A 20,206-nucleotide genomic window follows, 5' to 3' on the forward strand; every position below is an offset into this window, starting at 1 on the left:
CTTTGCCCTCAGACTCTCTCGGCCAGCGAGACGGTGAAAATGCCCCATTGATCGATACGCTGTTCGATCTTGCGGAAACCGGCTGCGGCGACCAGTTGGTCCATTTCCTCTTGCGTCCGCCGCCGCATCACCCAGGCCTCGCCACCACGGTGGGAGGTGAGCGCACGGGCAATCATCTCCAATTGCGGATGCCATGGCTGGTTGGTGTAGACAAGCAGACCACCCGGCCGCATCGCGCGGGCAATCCCGTCGAGCGAAGCGGCGATCATCGCATTGTCGGAAAACAGCTCGTAAAGGCCGGAGACGATCGCGAGATCCGGAGCCGGCGTGATGGCAGCCAGCCCCTCGCCGTCAAAGGCATCCTGCTGACGGAAGCTCACGAACTCACTCAGTCCCCGCGCGGCAATGCTCTTGTGGCCGGCGTCGACGTTGATGGGGGAATAGTCCTGCAGACGCGCACTATCGGGACGCACGGCAGCCGTCTCGATCGCATCAAGGACATAACGGCCATGCCCGGCCGCTATGTCGAGCATATGGGTGCTGCGGCCGGCTGCTTTCAGGCGCTGCAGCGCGCGATCGATCAGCTCCTGCAAATGCAGTTTGCGCTGCCGGATGCCGCGCCAGCCGATCGCCTCGAGGAACACCTTGTCGATCGCACGGCCGCCGGGACCGAGCCCGCGCGGCTTGTTCTCGTAGACGTAATCGAGCGTCGAGCCGGAATCAAAACCGGTCTTGACCCCCGTCCTTATGCCTTCTGAGACCAGGGCCCCAAGCTTGATGTTGAGGCGGCTGAGCCCCCAGTAGATGCCGCGTGGAGATGTGGCGTCCAGTGGGCTCGCGAGCCGGTCGGCCTCCTCCTTGGTATAGCCCTGGATATGGGCGGTGCGAAGGTCGGCAGGCGCCCGGGGCTCGGCAAAACGCGCGCCGATAAAACGGCGGACCTCGGCGAGCGCCATCGCGCGGTCCTTTTCGCCAAGCGTATCATGATAGAAGCCGGCAAGCACATGCCGTTCCTTGATCCGGCTGCCGAGGTTTTCGTAAAACCGGTGCTGCGGCGCGTGTCGCACCACCCAGTCGCTGCCGGAGATCAGCAGCTGGGTCGGGACGGTGATGGCGCGGGCGTCGCCGACGACGCGGGCTGCCGCCTCATAGAGCTGCAACAGGATGTTGGAGGCAATTGGCCTAGATATCAGCGGGTCGGATTCGTACGAGGCGATGCGCTCGGGGTCATGCGTCAGGAACTTCGCCTTGACATAGGAATTGACGAAGAACGTTCCCTTGAGCTTTTCCCAAAGCGCAATGCCTTCCCTGGCAAAAGGCACGTAGAGCTTGACGCTGAAGGCCGGCGAGGCCAGCACGAGCGCTCGGATCGGCGGTGCATAGTCGTGCACCCAGGTGCTGGCTAGGACCGCGCCGACGCTCTGTGCAATGACGGCGATGTCTTCGACTGGAGTACCGCTTGTCTCGCTGACATGGCGGACAAAGCAGTCGAGATCGTGCGCCGAGGCCGCAAAGGATGGCGAATAGCCGCGCTCTCCAGGCGAACGCCCGTGGCCGCGTGCGTCCCAGGCGTAGAAGGAAAAATCATCGAGGCCGAGCTCGGTGGCGAGATGGGCGACGCGGCCGCTATGCTCGTGGCCGCGATGGAGAAGGATGATTGCGCCCTTCGGTGCAGCGCCGGCCGCAGGCCACGTCCGATAAAACAGTCGAGTACCGTCATGCGATGCGAATTCGGATTCATGCATGGGTCTGGTCGTCGAGGACGGTTGCTCGCTATCGGCAGTCTGCAGCACGGTCGTCTCCAATTCTGATCGGTGGATAGGTTGCATCCATTGGCGGCAACAGTGAGTTGCTTTCATTGCAAAAGTCTAGCTGCAAATGATAAGTCCTTTGGGTGAGCCTATATGAAGTGCGGGCTTTCCCACAGCTACGACGATCCGCACTGCCCGAGCCGGGATAGACTGTTCAAATGCCGCAAAATTCCACTGAGGTCGCATGTCTATTTATCAATTGAAGTCCCGGTTTCAGAATATTCTTCGCCCTCTGGTGCGCTCGCTTGCGGCACGAGGCGTCACCGCCAATCAGGTGACGTCAGTTGCCGCCGCCGTCTCGGTTGTCTTGGGCCTTTTTTTGAGCGTCGTCTCGCTTCCGCATTGGTTCCTGCTGGTGCCAGTGTGGTTTCTCATACGCATGGGCCTCAACGCCATCGACGGCATGCTCGCGCGCGAACATGGGCAGAAGAGCATTTTAGGCGCCTATCTGAACGAGATCGGTGATGTCGTGTCGGATGTCGCCCTGTATTTGCCGTTTGCGCTGATCGATCCGAACGGCGTGGCGCCGGCGATATCAGTCATATTCCTCTCGGCACTGACGGAGTTTACCGGTGTTCTGGGTCAAACGGTCGGAGCGAGCCGGCGTTACGACGGGCCGATGGGCAAGAGCGACCGCGCGGTGGTTTTTGGGGCGCTCGGCATCTTTGTCGCGGTCGGTGGGACGCTTGCGGCCTGGACGTTGTGGCTCTGGGCGGTGGTGGCTCTCCTTCTGATATGGACCATCATCAACCGTATCAGCGCCGGCATTCGCGAGGCGCAGACGGCCGCCCGATAGGAAACGGATCGGCCTGCCGTCTGTCCTTCCATCGGCAATGCGACCCACAATCGACGCTGCCCTCTTTGCTCCTAACGGCACGTTAAGCTTAGGTTGTATTTTTAGCGCGACCCCTTGAAAGCACAAAAGCGGTGCTTTATGTTTTATCCCATGGCAAACCCGGGCAGAACACCGCATCCGTCCTTGCTGCGCTACACGCTGGCACCGGATGGCAGTGCCCGGCAAGCGCTGGATGACACCATTGCCGCCTATATCAGGATGATCGAAATCCTGACCGACCTCGTCCCTGATGGAGCAGGCGCCAACCTCGTTGTCCTGCATGACATTGCCTATGAAACCGTCCGCGAGCAGACGGGCTTGCCGGCAAGGCTGGTGACACTCGGTCTTCGCGATTTTGCCGCCAATCGCGGCGCCACTGCCGATCCGCCGCATCTGCCGCTCGACGACAAGCTCTTCGCCATCAAGGGCCCCTCGGACCTGACCATCGCCACGGTACACGGCCGCGTTGCCGTGCCCTTCGATGTCGCGGGTTATTCCAAGGGATGGGAGAGTAATTTTCCGGCCTATCTCGTTGCAGGCGCCGACCGCTACGAGATTCACATCGGCGTCACGCCGAATTCCGCTCGGATGGAGGAAAACATGACGAACGAAGGCATTCTCTCACGCATGGGCCGTCTGATCGCCGGCATCGCCAATGCGGCGATCGACAAGGCGGAAGGCGTCAACAAGATCGCCGTCATCGAACAGGCGATCCGCGAAATCGATGCGGCGGCGGATGATGCCCGCACCGATCTTGGCAAGGCGCGCGCGGAGGAATTCCGCATCCAGAGCCGCAGGGATGAAATCGTCGAAGACTTGAACGCGCTCGACGCGAAGATCCGCCTTGCCGTCTCCTCCGGGCGGGATGACCTGGCAAAGGCCGGCGTCGCCCGCCAGATCGACCTCGAATCCCAGATCGCGGCACTCGACAAGGCGCTGGCCGATGCCAGGGAACAGGTGGATGAAGGCCAAAAAGCCCTGCAGGCCGTGCTCGCCACGCGCCGCGAGGCGGATGCGCGTCTTGCCGATTTCAAGCGCAGCATCGCCCAGCATCCCGAACAGGCGGCAACCGGCCATGGCCAGCCCTCGCCCGGCGCAGGTGCGGCTCGCGCGGCCGCAGCGGTCTCGCGGCTGACCGGCGTTCCATCAGCCGAGCATGCCAATAGTTCCGAGCTGGACGAGCTCGACCGGTTGCACCGCGAACGAGCGATCGAGGCACGCCTCGCACGCTTCAAGACGGATAACCGGTAACGCCAATGGCACTTTTCTTCGCTCCCGAATGTGCTCCCTTTGCCATCGCCGCCGCCGTGCTTGCGGGCCTGACGGCGATCGAGATGCTGGCCACCGTCATGGGTTTTTCGATAACGGAGCTTCTCGGGAAACCGGATTTCCATGGCCATGACGGCATTGCCGGCTACCTCTCCTGGCTTAATCTCGGCGGCGTTCCCCTGCTCATTCTGCTGATGATGACGCTCGGCTTCTTCGCCATTTCAGGTTTTGCCATCCAGGCCGTCGCCAACACCTTCTGGGCGCCGCTGCCCTCCGTCATCGCCGCCATTCCCGCCCTGTTGATCACCGTCCCCATGGTCAGGGCATCGAGCAGGACCGTGGCGCGGATCGTGCCGCACGACGAGACCTATGCGGTCGATCTCGACACCTTCGTCGGCCGGACTGCGGAAGTGTCCATCGGCCCGCTCGATCAGGGACTGCCGGGACGCGTGCGCGTCAAGGACCAGCATGGGAACTGGCATGTGCTGAGAGCCCGGGCGGCCAAGGATCAGCAGCCTCTCGGCATCGGCACGCAGGTTCTCCTGGTCGATCGCAACGCAGATGTATTTATCGCCATTCCCGCCCTGGTGGACCCCACCGGATCGGACAATCAATCTTTTAGGGAGCAGTCATGATGTATGACATTCTTCTGCCGGCCGGCATTACCATCGTTCTGATCTTCGGCATCGGCTTCGTCCTTGCCTCTCTTTACACCCGTTCCAGCCGTGACGAGGCCTATGTCCGCACCGGTCTCGGCGGCCAGAAGGTCGTGCTCGACGGCGGCTCCGTCGTTCTGCCGATCTTTCACTCGATCGCCCGGGTCAACCTGAAGACGCTGCGCCTCGAAGTCCGCCGCGGCGAAGGCGATGCGCTGATCACCAAGGACCGCATGCGCGTCGATATCGGCGCCGAATTCTATGTGCGCGTCAAACCGGACGCCTCCTCGATCGCGCTTGCCGCCCAGACGCTCGGCAGCCGCACCAACGATGCCGAGGCGCTTCGTATCCTTATCGAAGCAAAATTCGTCGACGGCCTTCGCTCGGTGGCCGCGACTATGAATCTCGACGCGCTGCAGGAACAGCGCATGGACTTCGTCAAGGCCGTGCAGGAAGCCGTCGGCGCCGATCTTCAGTCGAACGGCCTCGAGCTCGAATCCGTGTCGCTGACGCGCCTCGACCAGACCGATATCAAACACTTCAACGCCAACAACTTCTTCGATGCGCAAGGTCTTGCGGCATTGACCCGCATCACCGAGGGGCGCAAGAAGGAGCGAAACGAGATCGTTCGCGACACCGAAGTCGCTATCGCCCAGAAGGATCTCGAGGCCCGCCAGCAATCGCTGACCATCGAGCGAACCAAGCGGGAAGCCGAGCTCAGCCAGGAACGCGACATCGCCAACAAATCCGCGGCGACGCGCGCTGAAACCGCCCAACAGGAGCAGGCGGCAAAACGCGCCGAGGAAGAAGCCCGCATCGCCTCCGAACAGGCGGTCGCCGAACGCGAGGCAGCCGCCAAGCAGGCCCGCGAAAGCGCCAACATCGATTCCGCCCGCGCCGTGCAGCAGCGCGACACCGAAGCCAAGCGTGACCTGCAGATCGTCGCCCAGGAAAGCGCGATCGCCGTTGCCAACAAAAGCCGTGAAGAATCCGAGGCGAAGGCGGCTGCGGAAGCGGCCCGGGCGCTGGCGATCGCGGCAGAGGAAAAAGTCGGCACCGCCAAAGCGATCGAGATTGCCGAACGCGAAAGGCAGATTGCCGTGATCGATGCGCGCAAGAAAGCCGAGACGGAAGCAACCGCCGTCACCGTCGGCGCCGAAGCCGAAAAACAGGCCGCAAGCGACCAGGCCGAAGCTATCAAGACGCTGGCGACCGCCGAAGCGGATGCGGCGATCATCAAGGCCAAGGGTATCCTCGAAACCGGCAAGGCCGCGGCCGAGAGCGAAGCCTTGCTCAACGACGCGCGTAACAAACTGAGCGCTGCCATCATCGAGTTCGAGATCACCCGCGAACGTATCCGCATCATTCCCGAGGCGCTTGCCGAGGCGGTCAAGCCGATCGAAAAGATCTCCGATATCAGGATTTTCGACACCGGCGGCATGCTGGGCCGCGGCAACGGCGCGACCGGCGGAAACGGCATCGGGCTTGGCGAAGGACTGGCCGGCCAGCTTCTGTCCTATCAGGCCAACAAACCGATCCTCGACAGGTTGATGAAGGAAGCCGGCTTCGACGGCGACGATGCTATCTCGTCGCTCCTTGGAAATCTCAATGGCGCAACACCAGCCGCAGCTCCGGCAAAGCCGGCAATACCGCCCACGGCGCCGGTAAGGCCGGCAACATCGGCTGCTCCGGCAACACCGGCCGCAGCCCCGGCAAAGACGATCGCCCCTTCGCCGCCAAAGAAGGACTGATCGCAGCGCAGGCGGCTCTGGGCTATCTCACCCAACCCGCCGCCAATGCACTCGCCCAGTCGGCACGGCCCCTTTCGGTGGCCAGTGCCGACATCGCCATATGGTCGTAGGCGACGGTTCGGAACTGCCATATCCATCCGGCCGCCGTCTTTTCCAGTATAGCGTAACTCGCCAGCGGGTGGCCGGCTTCGACCTTATGGTCATAAGGCAGCACGTCGTCATAGGCGGGGCAGCCGACGCTGCCGGGATTGATAATCAGCCGGCCGTCGGAGAGCCGAACGGCGCGGGGAAGATGGCTGTGGCCGCAGAGGATCAGTGGCAGGTCGATACCCTCAGCCAGCGCCTCGATCGCTTCGATCGGCTTCAGGAAAACGAATCCTTCGGGCGAAACCGATTCCAGCCAATAGAGATTGTCGTTCTTTGGGGTCGCATGGCAGAGATAAGCCTCGCCGCGATAGATCGTGTCGAACGGCAGGCTGCGGATCCAGTCGAGATGGGCCGGCGTCAGTTGCCGATAGGCCGAGGCATCCGAAACATGCATCGCCGCCGGATCCTGCTCGATCAGGTAGCGGTCATGATTGCCGCAAACCGAGGTCAGGCCGAGCGGCATCAGCAGCTCCGCTGTCCGGCCGGCCTCGAGCGGACCGCTGAAGAAATCGCCGAGATTGACGATCTCCTCGATGCCTTCAGCGTGAATATCCGCAAGCACGGCTTCAAGCGCCAGATGGTTGCCGTGGATGTCGGCGATCGCGGCAAAACGCATTCCTAACTGCCTCGATAGGTGGAATAGCCGTAGGGTGAGATCAGCAGCGGCACATGGTAATGCGCCGTGACATCGGCGATGCCGAAGCGGATCGGCACGAGATCGAGGAAGGCCGGGTGCGGCAACGGCGTGCCGCAGGCCCTCAGATAATCACCGGCGTGGAAGACCAGCTCATAGGTGCCGGCCCGGAAATTTTCGCCTGATAGAATCGGGCCGCCGTCGACCCGGCCGTCGGCATTGGTCTCGACCGTCTTCACATGCCTGCGGATCTCGCCATCGAGCTGGAAAAGATCGATCCTGAGCCGCTCGGCCGGCTTGCCCAAGGCGGTATCGAGAACATGCGTGGTCAGTCCGGTCATGGGGCTGGCTCTCTGATGACGAAAGGGGTTTCGAAGAAGAATTCCTCCAGATTGTTGCCTGGCCCGTCGCGATCGACGACCAGGAAATCGGAGACTTGGCCAAGCGCCATCAGCGGATGATGCCAGACATTGCGGCGGTAGTTCACGCCTTGGTCCCCCCGCGCCAGAAACACCTGCGGCCGGCCCGGGCGTCCGCTCTCGTCCTCGGCGACGACGACGAGAAAAGGACGGCCGGAAACCGGCGAGAAACTCTGACTGCCGAAGGGATGGCGCTCCATCATATCGACATCATAGGGGAAACTGCGCGGCTGGCCGCGAAACAGATTGATGATGACGCGGGCGCCCTCGCCCGCCGCCTCCGCCGCGGCCAACGCATGAAAACGTTCCGTCGTGCCGCCATTGATCAGCCGCATCGAGGCCGGATCGGCTTCGATGACCTCACCGAAGGGAGCGAAGGCGGAGCCAGTGAGCGGGCGAATGTCGAGAAATTCGGGCATGGCCTCACTCACCTTGGGCATGCCAGTTACGGACGGCATCGATCTCGCGAAGAAGCTCCGGCAGCGTCCGATACGTTGCCTCCCAGATATCCGAGGGATCGAGATCGAAGACGTCGTCGAGGATGCGATTGCCCGTGCCGCAGATCTTCGTCCACGGCAGGCCGGGATGCTCGGTGGCAAATTCCGGATGCGTCACCAGCAGGCGGGATGCCGCGGCACCGATGGTGAAGTGGCAGAAGGCGACAGCCTTGAAAGTGAGCTGGTCCTCGGCGAAAGCCGCCTCATCCATTCCGCCAATGAAGGACAGCGCTTCGGATGCCGCCTTTTGCATGTCGTTGAGATAGTCGATGGCACGCCTCTCCTTCATTCCGCCTCCGGCAGCATCGAGGTCAGACGCAGCAGCGCGATCTTTTCGACCTGCGCAGTCGCGGTCGAAAATTCCTCGTCCCGGCCGTTGCCGATCCGTGTTTCGAAAGCTTCCACAATATCCTCCTTGCCGAGCCCTTTGACGGCGATGATGAAGGGAAAGCCATATTTTTCGACATAGGCCGAATTGAGTTCGGTGAAGCGGGCGTGTTCGGCAGGGCTCAGGCGGTCGAGACCGGCGCCGGACTGCTCCTTGCGGCTGTCCTCGGTAAGTTCGCCGGATATGGCGAGACGCCCGGCAAGATCGGGGTGGGCTCGAAGCACGCCGAGACGTTCCTGCGGGCTTGCCGCGCGGAAGACGGCCGCAAGCGCGGCATGCACGCCTGATGCCGTCAGCGGCTCGGTCAGGCCGCCGGCGTCATAGGCGCGCTCGGCGATGAAAGGCGAATGTTCGAAGACGCCGCCGAAGCGGGAAACGAAATCCTCGCGCGACAGCATCAGATCGCGTCCGGCTGATGGTGCTTGTGCCAATGCTCGGCAATCTCGATGCGGCGCGGAATCCACACCTTGTCATGCTTCAGCACATATTCGATGAAGCGCTTCAGCGCCGCCGCCCGGCCGGGGCGCCCGACGAGACGGCAATGCAGGCCGACCGACATCATCTTCGGGCTGCCCGCCTTGCCTTCCTCATAGAGCGTATCGAAGGCATCCTTGAGATAGGTGAAGAACTGATCGCCGGTGTTGAAGCCCTGCGGCGTGGCAAAACGCATGTCGTTCGTTTCGAGCGTGTAGGGAATGATCAGGAAAGGTTTCCCGTCGACGCCCTTCACCCAGAAAGGCAGGTCGTCGGCATAGGAATCGGAGGAATAGAGGAAGCCGCCCTCCTCCTGCACCAGCCGCAGCGTATTGTCCGAAGGTTTGCCCTGGTACATGCCGTAAGGCCGCTCGCCGGTGAGTTCGGTGTGCAGGCGCACGGCTTCGAGGATATGCTTGCGCTCCAGATCCTCCGGAAAATCCTTATATTCCAGCCAGCGGTAACCGTGGCTGGCGATCTCCCACCCAGCCTCCTTCATCGCCGCGACCGCTTCCGGATTGCGCGCCATGGCCAGCGTCACGCCGTAGACGGTCGCCTGCACCTTGAGATCGGTGAACATCCGCCAGAGCCGCCAGAAACCGGCCCGCGACCCGTATTCGTAGATCGATTCCATGTTGAGATTGCGCTGCCCCGGCCAGGCGGCCGCGCCGACGATCTCCGACAGCAGATTTTCAGACGCCGGATCGCCATCGAGGATCGAGCTTTCGCCGCCCTCCTCGTAATTGATGACGAACTGCACGGCGACATGTGCCTCTTCAGGCCATTTCGGATCGGGCGTCTGACGCCCGTAGCCGACGAGATTGCGCGGATAAGTCTCGGATACCATCAAATCACCTTCTGAAAAGACGGAGAACGGTAGCATCCGCAGCCGGAATGTCGAGACGGAAACTGCGCAGCGGAATTTTATCGTTCCTGCGCAATAGCTTAGCTTATCGCATGTCAGGCGATCTTGCGGGCGCTGACCTTGCCCATCGGATGCAGCGAATGAACCCGAAAAGGACCGCCGGTGCCCTCCTCGATCATCAGCGCCACGTTCGAAACCAGGACCGGTTCGCCGAGCACAGCCTCGAAAACCGTCCGCAGCGCCGGCTCGATGCGCGGCATGTCGATCGCGTTGACCGGGCCCGTCACCGGCATATGGAAGCGGAACTCCTCCATCACGTAAGGATTGCCCCAGCGATGCAGATTGGAAAACTGCGCCGCCGACAGTCCGTCCGGATCGCTGCGTTCGATGTCGGCTTCGCTCAGCGGCGCGCGGAAACGATCGAATTCCTGCACGATCGCCGAAGCGAGGTACTGGATCTGCTCGCAGGGAACGCTCGGCAGCAGGCTGTAGAAATTGCCGAGCCGGGCGACTTCGAGACGCGGAATCTGGAAGGGAAGGACAGTGCCGGAAAAGCGCATGAGATCGCGCAGGAGTTGCGATTCGGACAGGTCCGGACACAGATGGAACGGCGCTTTCAGAACGCCGTGAAAACCATAGCGCCGCGGCACGGCCGTGTGGAAGGCGATCTCGTGAATGCCGAGGCCGCGAACGGCCGGAGGCTCCAGCATATCGCCTGAGAACACGTTTCGGCCAAGCCAATGGGCGGCCATGAGCGATAGCGGGTCGCTTGCCGGGGGCGTGAAGCAAATGGCATAGCGCATGCGATTTCCTCCATCAGGAAAAGGAGCGCCGGTAATCTCAGGCGCCGTCGATGCGCAAGCAGATAGGTGATTTGCATGACAGAATAACGAAACGAAGCGGCGACGAATTCACGTTTAACGTGAACGCGCTGCGATATGGCTTGATATCGCGAAGCTTTCCGGCAGCAAAAATCCGCAGTCTGTATCGCCTGCGATACAGATTGCCGCCTCCGCCAGTCGGTGGGCCAGGCCGAAGCTGATCTTGAAGCCGCCGGTCAGAGCGATCAGGTGCGGATGATCGGGATGGCGGCCGATCATCGGATCGCGGTCGATCGCCTTCGGGCGAAGCCCGGCCCAGCGTTCGACGACGGCAGCATTGCCCAGCGCCGGCACGATCTCCCGCGCCGCGGCGATCAGCGCGTCGAGCTGGCCATCCGTCGAAGTCGGATCGTCGAAACGGTTCTCGCTGGTGCTGCCGATCGCGGCATAGCCGCCCTCATGCGCCACGACATAGAGCCCGTCGAGAAAGATCGTCGGCAGCGCCGGATCGAGATCGGCTCTCAGCAGCGCCGCCTGTCCCTTGACCGGCTGGCCGAGCGACTGTTTCAGCCCCGACGTCAGGCCCTGCAGCAACGGAAAGGACTGATGGCCGGCGGCCAGGATGCAGTGACGGAAAGCGATGCTTTCGCCGCCTATCTCAGCCACACCGTGATCCGGATCGACGGCGGCAACCGTTGCATGCTCCAGAATGCGCACATGTTTTGACCGCCGCAGCAAGGTGACAAGTGCCGCGATCAGCGAACGGGGCGCGACGCGTGCGGCGAGCGTGTCGTGCACGAAGCCGCTCTCGCCGGCCGATGCCTCGATCCAGCCGCCGACCGGCGGGCCGTCGAGCACATGCCAGTGGAAACGGCGCGCGCCGGCCTGCCAATGGCGTTCCGCGTCCTCGCAATGGCGGCGCGCGATTTTTTCGAGATGCGGCTTCGGCAGCGGGATCAGCCGTCCCGAACGGCGATAGCCGGCCGAAAGCCCGGTCGCCGCTTCGAGCGTGGCGATCTCGTCTTCGAGCGAGACCAGCGCATCGAATTGGAACTGCTTCTTCTCCGACCAGCGATCCGGCATATGCGGCATCAGCGCGCCGAGCAGGCCGCCGCTCGCCCCTCCGCCCAATTGGCCGGCATCGGCGATAAGGGTGGCTATGCCGCGGCGCTCGGCATGAACCGCCGCCCAGAGACCCATGATGCCGCCGCCGACGATCAGCAATTCGTAGGATGATTGACCTGAGACCGGCCGAGGATTATCGGCTTTTTCCATGACAGACGTGAACCCCGATCAGATTGGCGCGGGCGCGCCGCAGCCGCTCGAATGGCGCGACGGCGATATGCCTTATTCCACCGCCTTTGGCGATCATTTTTATTGCCAGACCGACGGCCGGCTGGAATGCGGCCATGTCTTCCTCGCCGGCAACGGCCTACCGGAGCGCTGGAACGGCCGGCAGGAATTCGTGATCGGCGAGCTCGGCTTCGGCACCGGCCTGAACTTCGCCGAGACCTGGCGGCAATGGAAGCAGCATCGCGCTGACGGCCAGCATCTGCATTTCATCTCCTTCGAACTCCACCCGATGCGCGTCGACGAGATCGGCCGGGCGCTCTCGCACTGGCCGGAGATCGATGCCGAACGCGAGGCCCTGACGGCGGCCTGGCCGCAAACGCCTGCCAATACCGTCTCCCTCGACCTCGACGATCAGACGAGGCTCAGCGTCGTCTGCGGCGCAGCGCTCGACGGCGTAACAGCGGCAAAGCCCGGCTTCGACGCCTGGTATCTCGATGGCTTCGCTCCGTCGCGCAATGGCGACATGTGGTCTGAAGAACTGATGCGGCGCGTCCACGAAAAAACCACGAGCGGCGGCACCTTCGCCACCTATGCCGCGGCCGGCTTCGTGCGCCGCAACCTCATCGCGGCAGGTTTCGCCGTCGAACGCCGCCAGGGCTTCGCCGGCAAACGCGAAATGCTCTGCGGCATCACGGCGCCCGGCAAATAAGCATTCCGGATTCGATCGCCAATATTGCCAACAGTTACCGCTTTGCCGATGATCTCCGAAAAGGAATGGATATGGCAAACAACGCGAACTCTGGCCCGCAACTCCAAAACCACATGGACGAACGTGTGAAATCGGAACGGGAAAAACGACTGATGACGCTCGATCTGGCAATCGGCCGGGGGATCGCCGACGCGGAAGCGGGCCGCCTCAAGCCTATCGGCGATGTCGCAGCGCGCCTGACGGCCAGATACGACGACCGTTCGTGATCGTCCTGTCCCGCAAAGACCCGCAACTCGGTAGCATTGCTGGTTTCCGCCTATAACTAATCTTATCGCGAAGATTGCATTCGGCGTCGGGACCGTCTATCGACGGGTGGAACTCAAAAGGCCCGACATACCGACATGGAGAATATCGTTCCAAAGACTGTCCGACGACGCTGAAGCTCTCAAGCTTCCGCGAACCTTTAGTCATGCAGTCAAAGGGAATGGTCCATGTCCGTGAAATCGGCAGCGCTCGCCGCGCTCGCATCCGCATATAAACTGAACGGCCTTGAAGCCGCTCCTTCCGTCGTCCGGTCAACGAAGCCGGAATTCGGTGACCTCCAGTGCAACGATATGATGCCGCTCGCCAAGGCAGCCGGGAAGAACGCGCGCGAGTTGGCCGCCTCCGTCGCCACAGCGGCGCACCATGACGTCTTCGAAGACGTGTCCGTCGCAGGTCCTGGCTTCCTGAATTTCCGGTTGTCGAACGAGACCATTGCCGCGGAGGCGACAGCTATGCTGGGAGATCCCACGCTAAGCGTCGGGAAAGAGTCCCCCGTCCGCACCGTCATCGACTTCGGCGGCCCCAACGTCGCGAAAGCCCTGCATGTCGGCCACCTCCGGTCATTCGTCATCGGTGAGAGTCTCCGGCGCATCTTGGCCGAGATCGGACACGACGTGATCTCGGACATTCACCTCGGCGACTGGGGTCTGCAGATGGGCAAGCTCTTGCACGGCGCTGCTATCGCCTCCGGCTGGCGGCACGGAGATCCCATGCCTTTCATCAAAGACTTCTCTTTCGACGAAATGTCGGTCGAGGAGCTCGGGATACTCTACAAGTCCGGCAATGCGGCGAGCGAGGACGATACCGCGCTTGCGGTTGCCCGGTCACTTACGAACCTGCTCCAGGACGGCCACCCCATCCTCACGGCCGCATGGAAGCGGATGCGGGAGATCTCCCTCGAGGCAGTGTCAGCCACCGCCGGACAGCTGGGGGCGCATTTCGACTTATTTTTCGGCGAAAGCGACGCCCACTCCGAGGTCGCCCCTATGCTTGACGACCTCGTGTCACGCGGGCTTGCCCGGGAGAGCGACGGAGCGCTGATCATCGACGTCTCCGGCGAGGGACTACCTGACAACGTCCCGCCGCTTTTACTGCGGAAGAGCGATGGTGCCGCGCTATACAGCACCACGGATCTGGCGACGCTGCGGCGGCGGGTGCGGGACATCGGTGCGCAACGGATCATCTACTGCACCGACGATCGCCAAGCGCTCCACATCGGGAGCGTTTTCTCGGCTGCGCGCTCGGCAGGATATGCCCACGGTGTTGAGCTGCGGCATGCAACTTTCGGCACCGTCCGGGGATGGAATGGGAAGCCGTTTAAGACCCGGGACGGCTCCACGGCGTCGCTCAGCGACATGATCGAGCTGGCGCTTGCGAAGGCCGCCGAGAAAGTGAAGGATAGGGATTCGGCGACTGCGGTTGGCCTCGGTGCACTGAAGTTCGCCGACCTCTCCACCCCAAGGAAGACCGGATACGTCTTCGATATCGACAAGATGACCTCTTTCGAGGGACGAACGGGACCGTATCTGCAGTACGCCTACGCGAGAATCTGTTCGATCCTTAACAAGGCAGCCTCGGCAGGCATCGTTCCGGGCGTCACGGTCTCTGTCAGCCATCCGTCAGAACGGGCGGTGCTGGTCGAATGCCTCTGGTATCCGCATTCGCTGTCCGAAGCCGCCCGGCAGCTTGAACCGTTCGAGATCGCCGAACGGGCATATCAAGTGGCGGACACCTTCAATCGCTTCTACGCGGACTGCGCAGTGCTGAATGGAGAAGATCCACCCGGACGTCTCGCCACCTGCAAGCTGGTAGCGCAAGTGATCGGCAAGTGTCTTGAGCTTCTCGGAATGGAAACAGTGCGAAGGATGTGACCCTTTCCTTTTGCACCGATGTTTCTTATCAGGTGGAGGCATCCGACGCAGCGGTCGAATGGTTTACATCCACGAGAAATCGGATCTGAAAGCCGGTAGCAGCTTCCAATTGCGCAAAGATCAATAGCTGCTACGCCCCGGCTGCTGCTCGTCCTTGCCGAGCCATTGCCGGATCTTCTCTTCCAGCAGTTCCGGGCTGATCGGCTTCGACATATAGTCGTCCATACCGGCATCGAGGCAGAGCTCGCGGTCGCTTTCGAGTGCATGGGCGGTGACGCCGATGATCGGCACGCGGTGGCCCTGCCCCTTTTCCCGTTCGCGGATCGTCTGGGTCGCCTGATGGCCGTTCATGACCGGCATCGACACGTCCATCATGATGATCCGCGGCGTGTGCCGCTCCCAGGCGGCGACCGCTTCCTCGCCATTTTCGACGACGAGGAAGGAAAGGCCGGTTCCCTGCAGGATCTGCGTGAAGACGATCTGGTTGACCTCGTTGTCCTCGGCGACGAGCACATCGACGAATTCGGCAGCCCGCTGCGGCGGCACCGGCGCAGGCGCCGGGACAGGCGCGGCCGCCTCCGCCTGCAGCCGGGCGATCTCGGCCTCTGAAGCCTGCTTGACGCGGCTGGCGCGCACCACTTCGACGACGGTGTTGCGCAGCACGTTGGCGCGCGCCGGCTTCATCAGATGCGCGTGGCCGTTCAGCGCCGCGAATTCCTTTTCCGTGCCCGAAATATCCATCGACGTCAGGAAGATGATCGGCAGATCGCCGAAGCGGCGATCGGCGCGCAGCCGGCGCGCGACATCGGCGCCGTTCATATCGGGCATGTGATAGTCGAGCACGACGGCATCGACGCTGACGCCGAGTTCGGCCGCCGCTTCCAGGATCGCAAGGCCGGTGCCGCCGCCTTCGGCGGCGACGCCGTCGAAGCCCCAGAGCGACAGCTGCTCGGTCAGGATGCGCCGGTTGACGTCATTGTCGTCGACGACGAGGATGCGCGCGCCCTGCACGTTGATCGGCAGCGGCTTCGGCTCGAGACGGGCGGCCGCCACCGCAAACGGCAGGTTGACGGTGAAGACCGAGCCCTTGCCCCATTCGCTCTCGACATTGAGATAGCCGCCGAAGAGGTCGACGAGGCCGGCGGTGATCGCAAGCCCGAGACCCGTTCCCTCATGCCGACGGGTCGAAGAGGCGTCGACCTGCGAGAACTTGTCGAACACCGATTCGAGCTTTTCGGCCGGGATGCCGATCCCGGTATCCTCGATGCGGATGCTCGCCATGATCTCGCCGCCGCCGGCCGCCTGGAAGCCGACATCGACGAAGACATGGCCGCGCTCGGTGAATTTGACGGCGTTGCCGACGAGATTCGTGACGATCTGGCGGAAACGCCCGGCGTCGCCGATCACGGCAGCCGGCAGATCGGGGGCCGCCCGCACCAGCAATTCGATGTTCTTCTCGGCGGCATGCGAGGAGAGGAGCGTGGCCACATCCTCCACCGCTTCGGTGATGTCGAAGGCGGCTCTGCGCAGCTTCATCTGCCCGGCGTCGATCTTCGAGAAGTCGAGGATGTCGTTGATGATCGTCAGCAGCGCATTGCCTGACTTGACGATGATGTCGACGAAGGTCTTCTGGCGTGTGTCGAGATTGCTCTTGGCCAGCAGCTCCGCCATCCCGAGCACGCCGTTCATCGGCGTGCGGATCTCGTGGCTCATATTGGCGAGGAATTCGGATTTGGCGCGGTCGGCGGCTTCGGCGCGCGACAGAAGCTGGCGCAGTTCCTCCTCGCGGCTCTTCAGATCGGTGACATCGGTGAACAGCGCCACCCAATGCTGCCCCTCGCTGACCGTCGCATCCATGTTCACCCAGCGCTCGCCGCCGACATGGAAAACGGTGGAGATCGGCTGCCTCGCCGCTATATTGGCGCGCCACTCCTGCAGGATATCGTCCGCCGCATTGTGAAAATCGCCGCGCGCCGCGCAGAATTCGAACATGCCGAGCCAGCCCTGCCCGGCCGCGATGTAGGAGGCCGGAATCTGCAGGATATCGGCCATCGCCTCGTTGGACATCTTGATGATGCCGTCCTGAACGATGGCAAGCCCCTGTGACATCGCATGCGTGGCATCGCGCATCATTTCACCGACCCGCTCCAGCGCGGCGCGGGTCTCGTGAATTTCCTTTTCCCGCTCGCGCACCGCCGAAATATCGGCGTAGGTCAGCAGAATGCGGTCGTTGGAGATGCGCCGGCTGTCGAAGATGACGGATTTTCCGCCCGCCCAGCCGAGTTCGATCGGCTCCGGCTCGTCGGTTTCGAACAGGTGTTTGCGGAAGGCGTAGATCTCTTCCGGCGTCTGCGTGCCGTCGTAGCGGCCGAGTTCCTCATTGCGGCGAATGACGTCGATGAAAGGGCGGCCGTCGAAGCGGTCGTCGAGCGGCAGCTCCCAGATGCTGTAGAATTCGTCGTTGACGGAAAGAATCCGGTGGTCGTTATCGAGGATCAGCACGCCGATCGGCAGCAAGCGCAGGATGCTCTCGATATCTCGATGCAGCACTTCTTCCTGCTTCTTCGCCTCGATCAGTGCCTTCTCGCGCTCCTTGAGCGGCGAAATGTCGGAAAAGGAGCCGACGACATAGGTCCGCCCATCCGCGGTGATCACGCGGTTGACGCGCGAAATGACGGGATAGACGTGGCCGCCTGTGCTCGGCATCTCGCTCTCGAGCTCCACCGAAATGCCGTCCCGGAGCGCCAGCAGGTTTTCCTGGTAGATCGGCTCGGCATCTTCCGGCCCGAACATCTCGTGTTCGGTCATTCCCAGATACTCCGAGCGGCCGCGGCCGCTGAAGGTCTCGTAATATTTGTTGGCATAGATCAGGCGATGCTGGTCATCGCGTACGAAGACGGCAACCGGCAGATCCTCCAGCACGGTGCGCAGCGCGTCGAGTTCGTTGACGCTGTCGCCCCAGGCCGAATCGCCGGCGGGCGCAGGAGGTGCGCCCTTGCGGTGGGCGGCGTTGACAACCAGCGGGCGGCCGTCCGCGGCGAAGATGCCGATCGGATGATCGAGCTTTTCCAGCGCCTCGCGCACCTGGGCAAGATCGGCGGCAGGCCCGAAATCGTTTACAGTCTGAGAGCTGCCGCCAATCTCCCTCTTGCCGGCGGGGCGGCGCTCCCGGGCTTCGAAGATGCCGAGCACATAGATGCGCTCCGGTGACGGCGAGAAGCTTTCGATCTGAATGCGCTCATGCTGAAGGTTCGCCGCGTCGAAGCAGATGGCGTTCTCCTCGCTGCCGAACACCAGCGCGCGGCGCTCCTTATCCTCGCGATCCTCCTCCTCGGGGCGGTCGAAGAGTTCGCGGCTGCGCCTGCCGATGAAATCGGAAATCTCGCGGCCCAGGAAGTCCGCATAGGCCTCGTTGACGGCGACATAGCGCAACTCGCTGTTCTTGACATAGGCCGGGGTGTCCAGATCGGCGATCCGGCGGCAAGCCAATTCCAGTATGTCCCCGGCTGATTTCAAGAAATTGTCGCTCCCGCAATGAATGAAATATCAACGACAAAGATTATAACGCCAAGGCTTTTAACAAGGTTTTAACCATAAATTTCAGCAGGGCATTTTTACAGGCCGGCCCGTCGAGTTGAACGTGCCTCCCATTGGCGGCACGAGACGGACAGACCGCCGTCGCCAACGTCAGTCCCACGAACTGAATCACTCGTCCTGCCATGCCGCGATCCGTTGAAATCATGACAAAAATTTAATGCTGAGGACGCTTGGACAGCCATCGCGCCGCCGTGATCCGGGCGGAGTCTGAACACGGCTTTATGGAAGCCAGTTTAGATCAAGGAAAATAGCATGTCCGTTTTTCATAAGACCATGGCGACGGGCCTGATCGCGCTGACCTTTGCCGGCGCCTCGCTCGCCACTGCCACCACCGCCGATGCCCGTCCACGCGATGCCTTCTGGGGCGGCCTCGCCGCCGGCGTCGTCGGCGGCGCACTGCTGTCCGAGGCCGCCCGCCCGGCCTATCCCGCCTACCCTTATTATCGCCCTTATCCGGTCTACCGGACCTATTATCGGCCATCTTACTGCCACCTCGAATGGCGGCACGACGATTGGGGCAACCCCTACCGCGTCAAAGTCTGCCCGGAATAGTTGAAAGCGCCATCCGGCGCCGCTTGACCTCCCGGCGGCGCCGGTCCAATCCTCCCATAGAGGGAGGATCAGCATGCCGGAACCGCTCAAGAATCTGCTGCATCAGGCGCTGGTCGGCGACATGGCCGATCGTATCGCCGCCCATGCGCCCGCCTTCGACAGGGATCGTTTCGCAGCGCTGGCAACCCGCGGTCTTGATGCGCTGGAGCTGATGGAACGCGCGGCGCTGATCCGGGACGCGCTGTTTGCCACGCTGCCCGAAGATTTCCCGCAAGCCGCGGCCATCCTGAAGGCGAGCCTGCCTGCCTCAGGCAGGCTTGGTCTATCAGGGTGGATGCTGCTGCCGGTCAACCAGTTCATCGCCGCCCGCGGCCCCGATCATTTCGAGCTCGGCCTCGATCTGCTGAAGGCGCTGACGCCGCATTTCACCGCCGAATACGGCATCCGCCCCTTTATTCATCGTGAGCAGCAACGGGCGCTCGCTATCATTTCCGGCTGGCTCAGTGATCCCGACCGGCATGTGCGCCGGCTGGCGAGCGAGGGAACGCGGCCGCGCCTGCCCTGGGCCATGCGCCTGCCGCAACTTGTGAAAGACCCGGCGCCGATCCTGCCGATCCTGACCGCGCTGATGGACGACCCCGAGGACTATGTCCGCCGCTCCGTCGCCAACAGCCTGAATGACATCGCCAAGGATCATCCGGATCTGGTCGCCGCCTTCATCGCCGGCCATATCGAAGGCGCTTCTGAAGACCGCCGCCGGCTGTTGAAACATGCCTCGCGGACGCTTCTGAAGAAAGGCCACGCGCAGGCGCTCGCCAATTTCGGTTTTGGCGCGGCCGCATCGCTTGCATGCGAACTGCGGCTTCAGCATGCGGAGGTCATGTTCGGCGAAGGGCTGGATTTCCAGATCCGTGTGACGAATGCCGGCGAGACCGCGCAATCGCTGATGATCGACTACGCCATCCACCACATGAAAAGTGACGGCTCGCTCTCGCCCAAGGTCTTCAAGTTCAAGACGATTGCTCTTGCGCCCGGGCAAAGCCAGTCGATCGAACGGCGCCATGCCATGCGGCCGATCACGACGCGGCGTTACTACCCCGGCGAACACCGCATCGCCATCCTCGTCAACGGCGCGGAAATCGCATCGGAAAGCTTCCTTCTCACCATGCATTCGTCTGACCCTGGCTGAGGCTTTTTGTGCACTGCACTTGACTTTGTGAGTGAACTGGGCCACATGCAGCTCAGCTTTCACCCTTCCGGCCGCCGCGTGAGCGTGCCCCTGCTCAAAAATAC

19 protein-coding genes are annotated in these 20,206 nt (G+C 62.4%); 9 read left to right on the plus strand and 10 right to left on the minus strand.

Going from position 1 to position 20,206, the window contains the following annotated elements; translation table 11 throughout:
• Window positions 1-8 precede the first annotated feature (8 nt).
• Window positions 9-1,793 carry a bifunctional alpha/beta hydrolase/class I SAM-dependent methyltransferase gene (locus tag ATY75_RS16145; protein ID WP_088938348.1) on the minus strand — a complete coding sequence of 595 codons (1,785 nt, stop codon included), beginning with the start codon at window positions 1,791-1,793 and terminating at the stop codon, window positions 9-11.
• Window positions 1,794-1,995: 202 nt separating this feature from the next.
• On the opposite strand from ATY75_RS16145, the gene ATY75_RS16150 reads away from it, so the two are divergent.
• The 4 genes from ATY75_RS16150 (at window position 1,996) to ATY75_RS16165 (ending at window position 6,322) form a co-directional block, all read left to right on the plus strand.
• Entirely contained in the window at window positions 1,996-2,607 is a 612-nt protein-coding gene (locus tag ATY75_RS16150) for a CDP-alcohol phosphatidyltransferase family protein (RefSeq protein ID WP_088938349.1), read from the plus strand.
• A gap of 138 nt (window positions 2,608-2,745) precedes the next feature.
• Window positions 2,746-3,897 (plus strand): PspA/IM30 family protein, encoded by a 1,152-nt coding sequence (locus ATY75_RS16155; protein ID WP_245317586.1) that lies wholly within the window; start codon window positions 2,746-2,748, stop codon window positions 3,895-3,897.
• 5 nt (window positions 3,898-3,902) lie between these two features.
• Window positions 3,903-4,550: an OB-fold-containig protein gene (locus ATY75_RS16160; RefSeq protein WP_088938350.1), complete on the plus strand. Its 648-nt coding sequence runs from the start codon at window positions 3,903-3,905 to the stop codon at window positions 4,548-4,550.
• A complete protein-coding gene (locus tag ATY75_RS16165; RefSeq protein WP_088938351.1) occupies window positions 4,547-6,322 on the plus strand; it encodes a flotillin domain-containing protein in 1,776 nt (591 codons plus the stop codon). The genes ATY75_RS16160 and ATY75_RS16165 overlap by 4 nt, the downstream gene beginning before the upstream one ends.
• A 22-nt stretch (window positions 6,323-6,344) precedes the next feature.
• Here ATY75_RS16165 and ATY75_RS16170 read toward each other — a convergent pair whose 3' ends face one another.
• The 8 genes from ATY75_RS16170 to ATY75_RS16205 all read right to left on the minus strand — a co-directional run bounded on the left by ATY75_RS16170 (window position 6,345) and on the right by ATY75_RS16205 (window position 11,842).
• Window positions 6,345-7,085, minus strand: coding sequence for a metallophosphoesterase family protein (locus tag ATY75_RS16170; protein ID WP_088938352.1), 741 nt, complete (start codon window positions 7,083-7,085; stop codon window positions 6,345-6,347).
• Between the two features lie 2 nt (window positions 7,086-7,087).
• A complete protein-coding gene (uraH, locus tag ATY75_RS16175; RefSeq protein WP_064840206.1) occupies window positions 7,088-7,444 on the minus strand; it encodes a hydroxyisourate hydrolase in 357 nt (118 codons plus the stop codon).
• Complete coding sequence (locus ATY75_RS16180; RefSeq protein ID WP_088938386.1) at window positions 7,441-7,941, minus strand: ureidoglycolate lyase; 501 nt, start codon at window positions 7,939-7,941, stop codon at window positions 7,441-7,443. The genes uraH and ATY75_RS16180 overlap by 4 nt, the downstream gene beginning before the upstream one ends.
• Before the next feature lie 4 nt (window positions 7,942-7,945).
• The gene (locus ATY75_RS16185) at window positions 7,946-8,308 is read right to left on the minus strand and encodes a HepT-like ribonuclease domain-containing protein (protein ID WP_003592892.1); all 363 of its coding nucleotides are present in this window, start codon (window positions 8,306-8,308) and stop codon (window positions 7,946-7,948) included.
• Window positions 8,305-8,805 carry a 2-oxo-4-hydroxy-4-carboxy-5-ureidoimidazoline decarboxylase gene (gene uraD, locus ATY75_RS16190; protein ID WP_064840210.1) on the minus strand — a complete coding sequence of 167 codons (501 nt, stop codon included), beginning with the start codon at window positions 8,803-8,805 and terminating at the stop codon, window positions 8,305-8,307. The genes ATY75_RS16185 and uraD overlap by 4 nt, the downstream gene beginning before the upstream one ends.
• Window positions 8,805-9,728 carry an allantoinase PuuE gene (puuE, locus tag ATY75_RS16195; RefSeq protein WP_088938353.1) on the minus strand — a complete coding sequence of 308 codons (924 nt, stop codon included), beginning with the start codon at window positions 9,726-9,728 and terminating at the stop codon, window positions 8,805-8,807. Before puuE ends, uraD begins: the two co-directional genes overlap by 1 nt.
• Before the next feature lie 113 nt (window positions 9,729-9,841).
• Complete coding sequence (locus ATY75_RS16200) at window positions 9,842-10,549, minus strand: DUF1045 domain-containing protein (protein ID WP_088938354.1); 708 nt, start codon at window positions 10,547-10,549, stop codon at window positions 9,842-9,844.
• 114 nt (window positions 10,550-10,663) lie between these two features.
• Window positions 10,664-11,842 (minus strand): FAD-dependent oxidoreductase, encoded by a 1,179-nt coding sequence (locus ATY75_RS16205; protein ID WP_088938355.1) that lies wholly within the window; start codon window positions 11,840-11,842, stop codon window positions 10,664-10,666.
• Here ATY75_RS16205 and mnmD point away from each other — a divergent pair.
• From mnmD to argS, 3 genes are all read left to right on the plus strand, one after another.
• Entirely contained in the window at window positions 11,841-12,569 is a 729-nt protein-coding gene (gene mnmD, locus ATY75_RS16210) for a tRNA (5-methylaminomethyl-2-thiouridine)(34)-methyltransferase MnmD (protein WP_088938356.1), read from the plus strand. The genes ATY75_RS16205 and mnmD overlap by 2 nt on opposite strands.
• Before the next feature lie 71 nt (window positions 12,570-12,640).
• Window positions 12,641-12,835 carry an addiction module antitoxin gene (locus tag ATY75_RS16215; protein WP_088938387.1) on the plus strand — a complete coding sequence of 65 codons (195 nt, stop codon included), beginning with the start codon at window positions 12,641-12,643 and terminating at the stop codon, window positions 12,833-12,835.
• A 225-nt stretch (window positions 12,836-13,060) separates the two neighbouring features.
• Window positions 13,061-14,764: an arginine--tRNA ligase gene (gene argS / locus ATY75_RS16220; RefSeq protein WP_088938357.1), complete on the plus strand. Its 1,704-nt coding sequence runs from the start codon at window positions 13,061-13,063 to the stop codon at window positions 14,762-14,764.
• Between the two features lie 120 nt (window positions 14,765-14,884).
• Here the strand turns inward: argS and ATY75_RS16225 are convergent, their stop codons facing one another.
• Window positions 14,885-18,280: a response regulator gene (locus tag ATY75_RS16225; RefSeq protein WP_088938358.1), complete on the minus strand. Its 3,396-nt coding sequence runs from the start codon at window positions 18,278-18,280 to the stop codon at window positions 14,885-14,887.
• Between the two features lie 333 nt (window positions 18,281-18,613).
• Here ATY75_RS16225 and ATY75_RS16230 point away from each other — a divergent pair, with 333 nt between their 5' ends.
• Together ATY75_RS16230 and ATY75_RS16235 are read left to right on the plus strand one after the other, a co-directional pair.
• Window positions 18,614-18,913, plus strand: coding sequence for a hypothetical protein (locus ATY75_RS16230; protein ID WP_064840228.1), 300 nt, complete (start codon window positions 18,614-18,616; stop codon window positions 18,911-18,913).
• A 73-nt stretch (window positions 18,914-18,986) separates the two neighbouring features.
• Window positions 18,987-20,102, plus strand: a complete 1,116-nt coding sequence (locus ATY75_RS16235; protein WP_088938359.1) for a DNA alkylation repair protein — start codon at window positions 18,987-18,989, stop codon at window positions 20,100-20,102.
• Window positions 20,103-20,206: the final 104 nt, after the last annotated feature.

The organism is Rhizobium sp. N122, from assembly GCF_002211295.1.
Lineage (GTDB): Bacteria > Pseudomonadota > Alphaproteobacteria > Rhizobiales > Rhizobiaceae > Rhizobium.

Coding starts and splice junctions, on each gene's coding strand:
- ATY75_RS16150 (WP_088938349.1), top strand. CDS start 1,996: ATGTCTATTTATCAATTGAAGTCCCGGTTTCAGAATATTCTTCGCCCT.
- ATY75_RS16155 (WP_245317586.1), top strand. CDS start 2,746: ATGTTTTATCCCATGGCAAACCCGGGCAGAACACCGCATCCGTCCTTG.
- ATY75_RS16160 (WP_088938350.1), top strand. CDS start 3,903: ATGGCACTTTTCTTCGCTCCCGAATGTGCTCCCTTTGCCATCGCCGCC.
- ATY75_RS16165 (WP_088938351.1), top strand. CDS start 4,547: ATGATGTATGACATTCTTCTGCCGGCCGGCATTACCATCGTTCTGATC.
- ATY75_RS16170 (WP_088938352.1), bottom strand. CDS start 7,085: ATGCGTTTTGCCGCGATCGCCGACATCCACGGCAACCATCTGGCGCTT.
- uraH (WP_064840206.1), bottom strand. CDS start 7,444: ATGACCGGACTGACCACGCATGTTCTCGATACCGCCTTGGGCAAGCCG.
- ATY75_RS16180 (WP_088938386.1), bottom strand. CDS start 7,941: ATGCCCGAATTTCTCGACATTCGCCCGCTCACTGGCTCCGCCTTCGCT.
- ATY75_RS16185 (WP_003592892.1), bottom strand. CDS start 8,308: ATGAAGGAGAGGCGTGCCATCGACTATCTCAACGACATGCAAAAGGCG.
- uraD (WP_064840210.1), bottom strand. CDS start 8,805: ATGCTGTCGCGCGAGGATTTCGTTTCCCGCTTCGGCGGCGTCTTCGAA.
- puuE (WP_088938353.1), bottom strand. CDS start 9,728: ATGGTATCCGAGACTTATCCGCGCAATCTCGTCGGCTACGGGCGTCAG.
- ATY75_RS16200 (WP_088938354.1), bottom strand. CDS start 10,549: ATGCGCTATGCCATTTGCTTCACGCCCCCGGCAAGCGACCCGCTATCG.
- mnmD (WP_088938356.1), top strand. CDS start 11,841: ATGACAGACGTGAACCCCGATCAGATTGGCGCGGGCGCGCCGCAGCCG.
- ATY75_RS16205 (WP_088938355.1), bottom strand. CDS start 11,842: ATGGAAAAAGCCGATAATCCTCGGCCGGTCTCAGGTCAATCATCCTAC.
- ATY75_RS16215 (WP_088938387.1), top strand. CDS start 12,641: ATGGCAAACAACGCGAACTCTGGCCCGCAACTCCAAAACCACATGGAC.
- argS (WP_088938357.1), top strand. CDS start 13,061: ATGTCCGTGAAATCGGCAGCGCTCGCCGCGCTCGCATCCGCATATAAA.
- ATY75_RS16230 (WP_064840228.1), top strand. CDS start 18,614: ATGTCCGTTTTTCATAAGACCATGGCGACGGGCCTGATCGCGCTGACC.
- ATY75_RS16235 (WP_088938359.1), top strand. CDS start 18,987: ATGCCGGAACCGCTCAAGAATCTGCTGCATCAGGCGCTGGTCGGCGAC.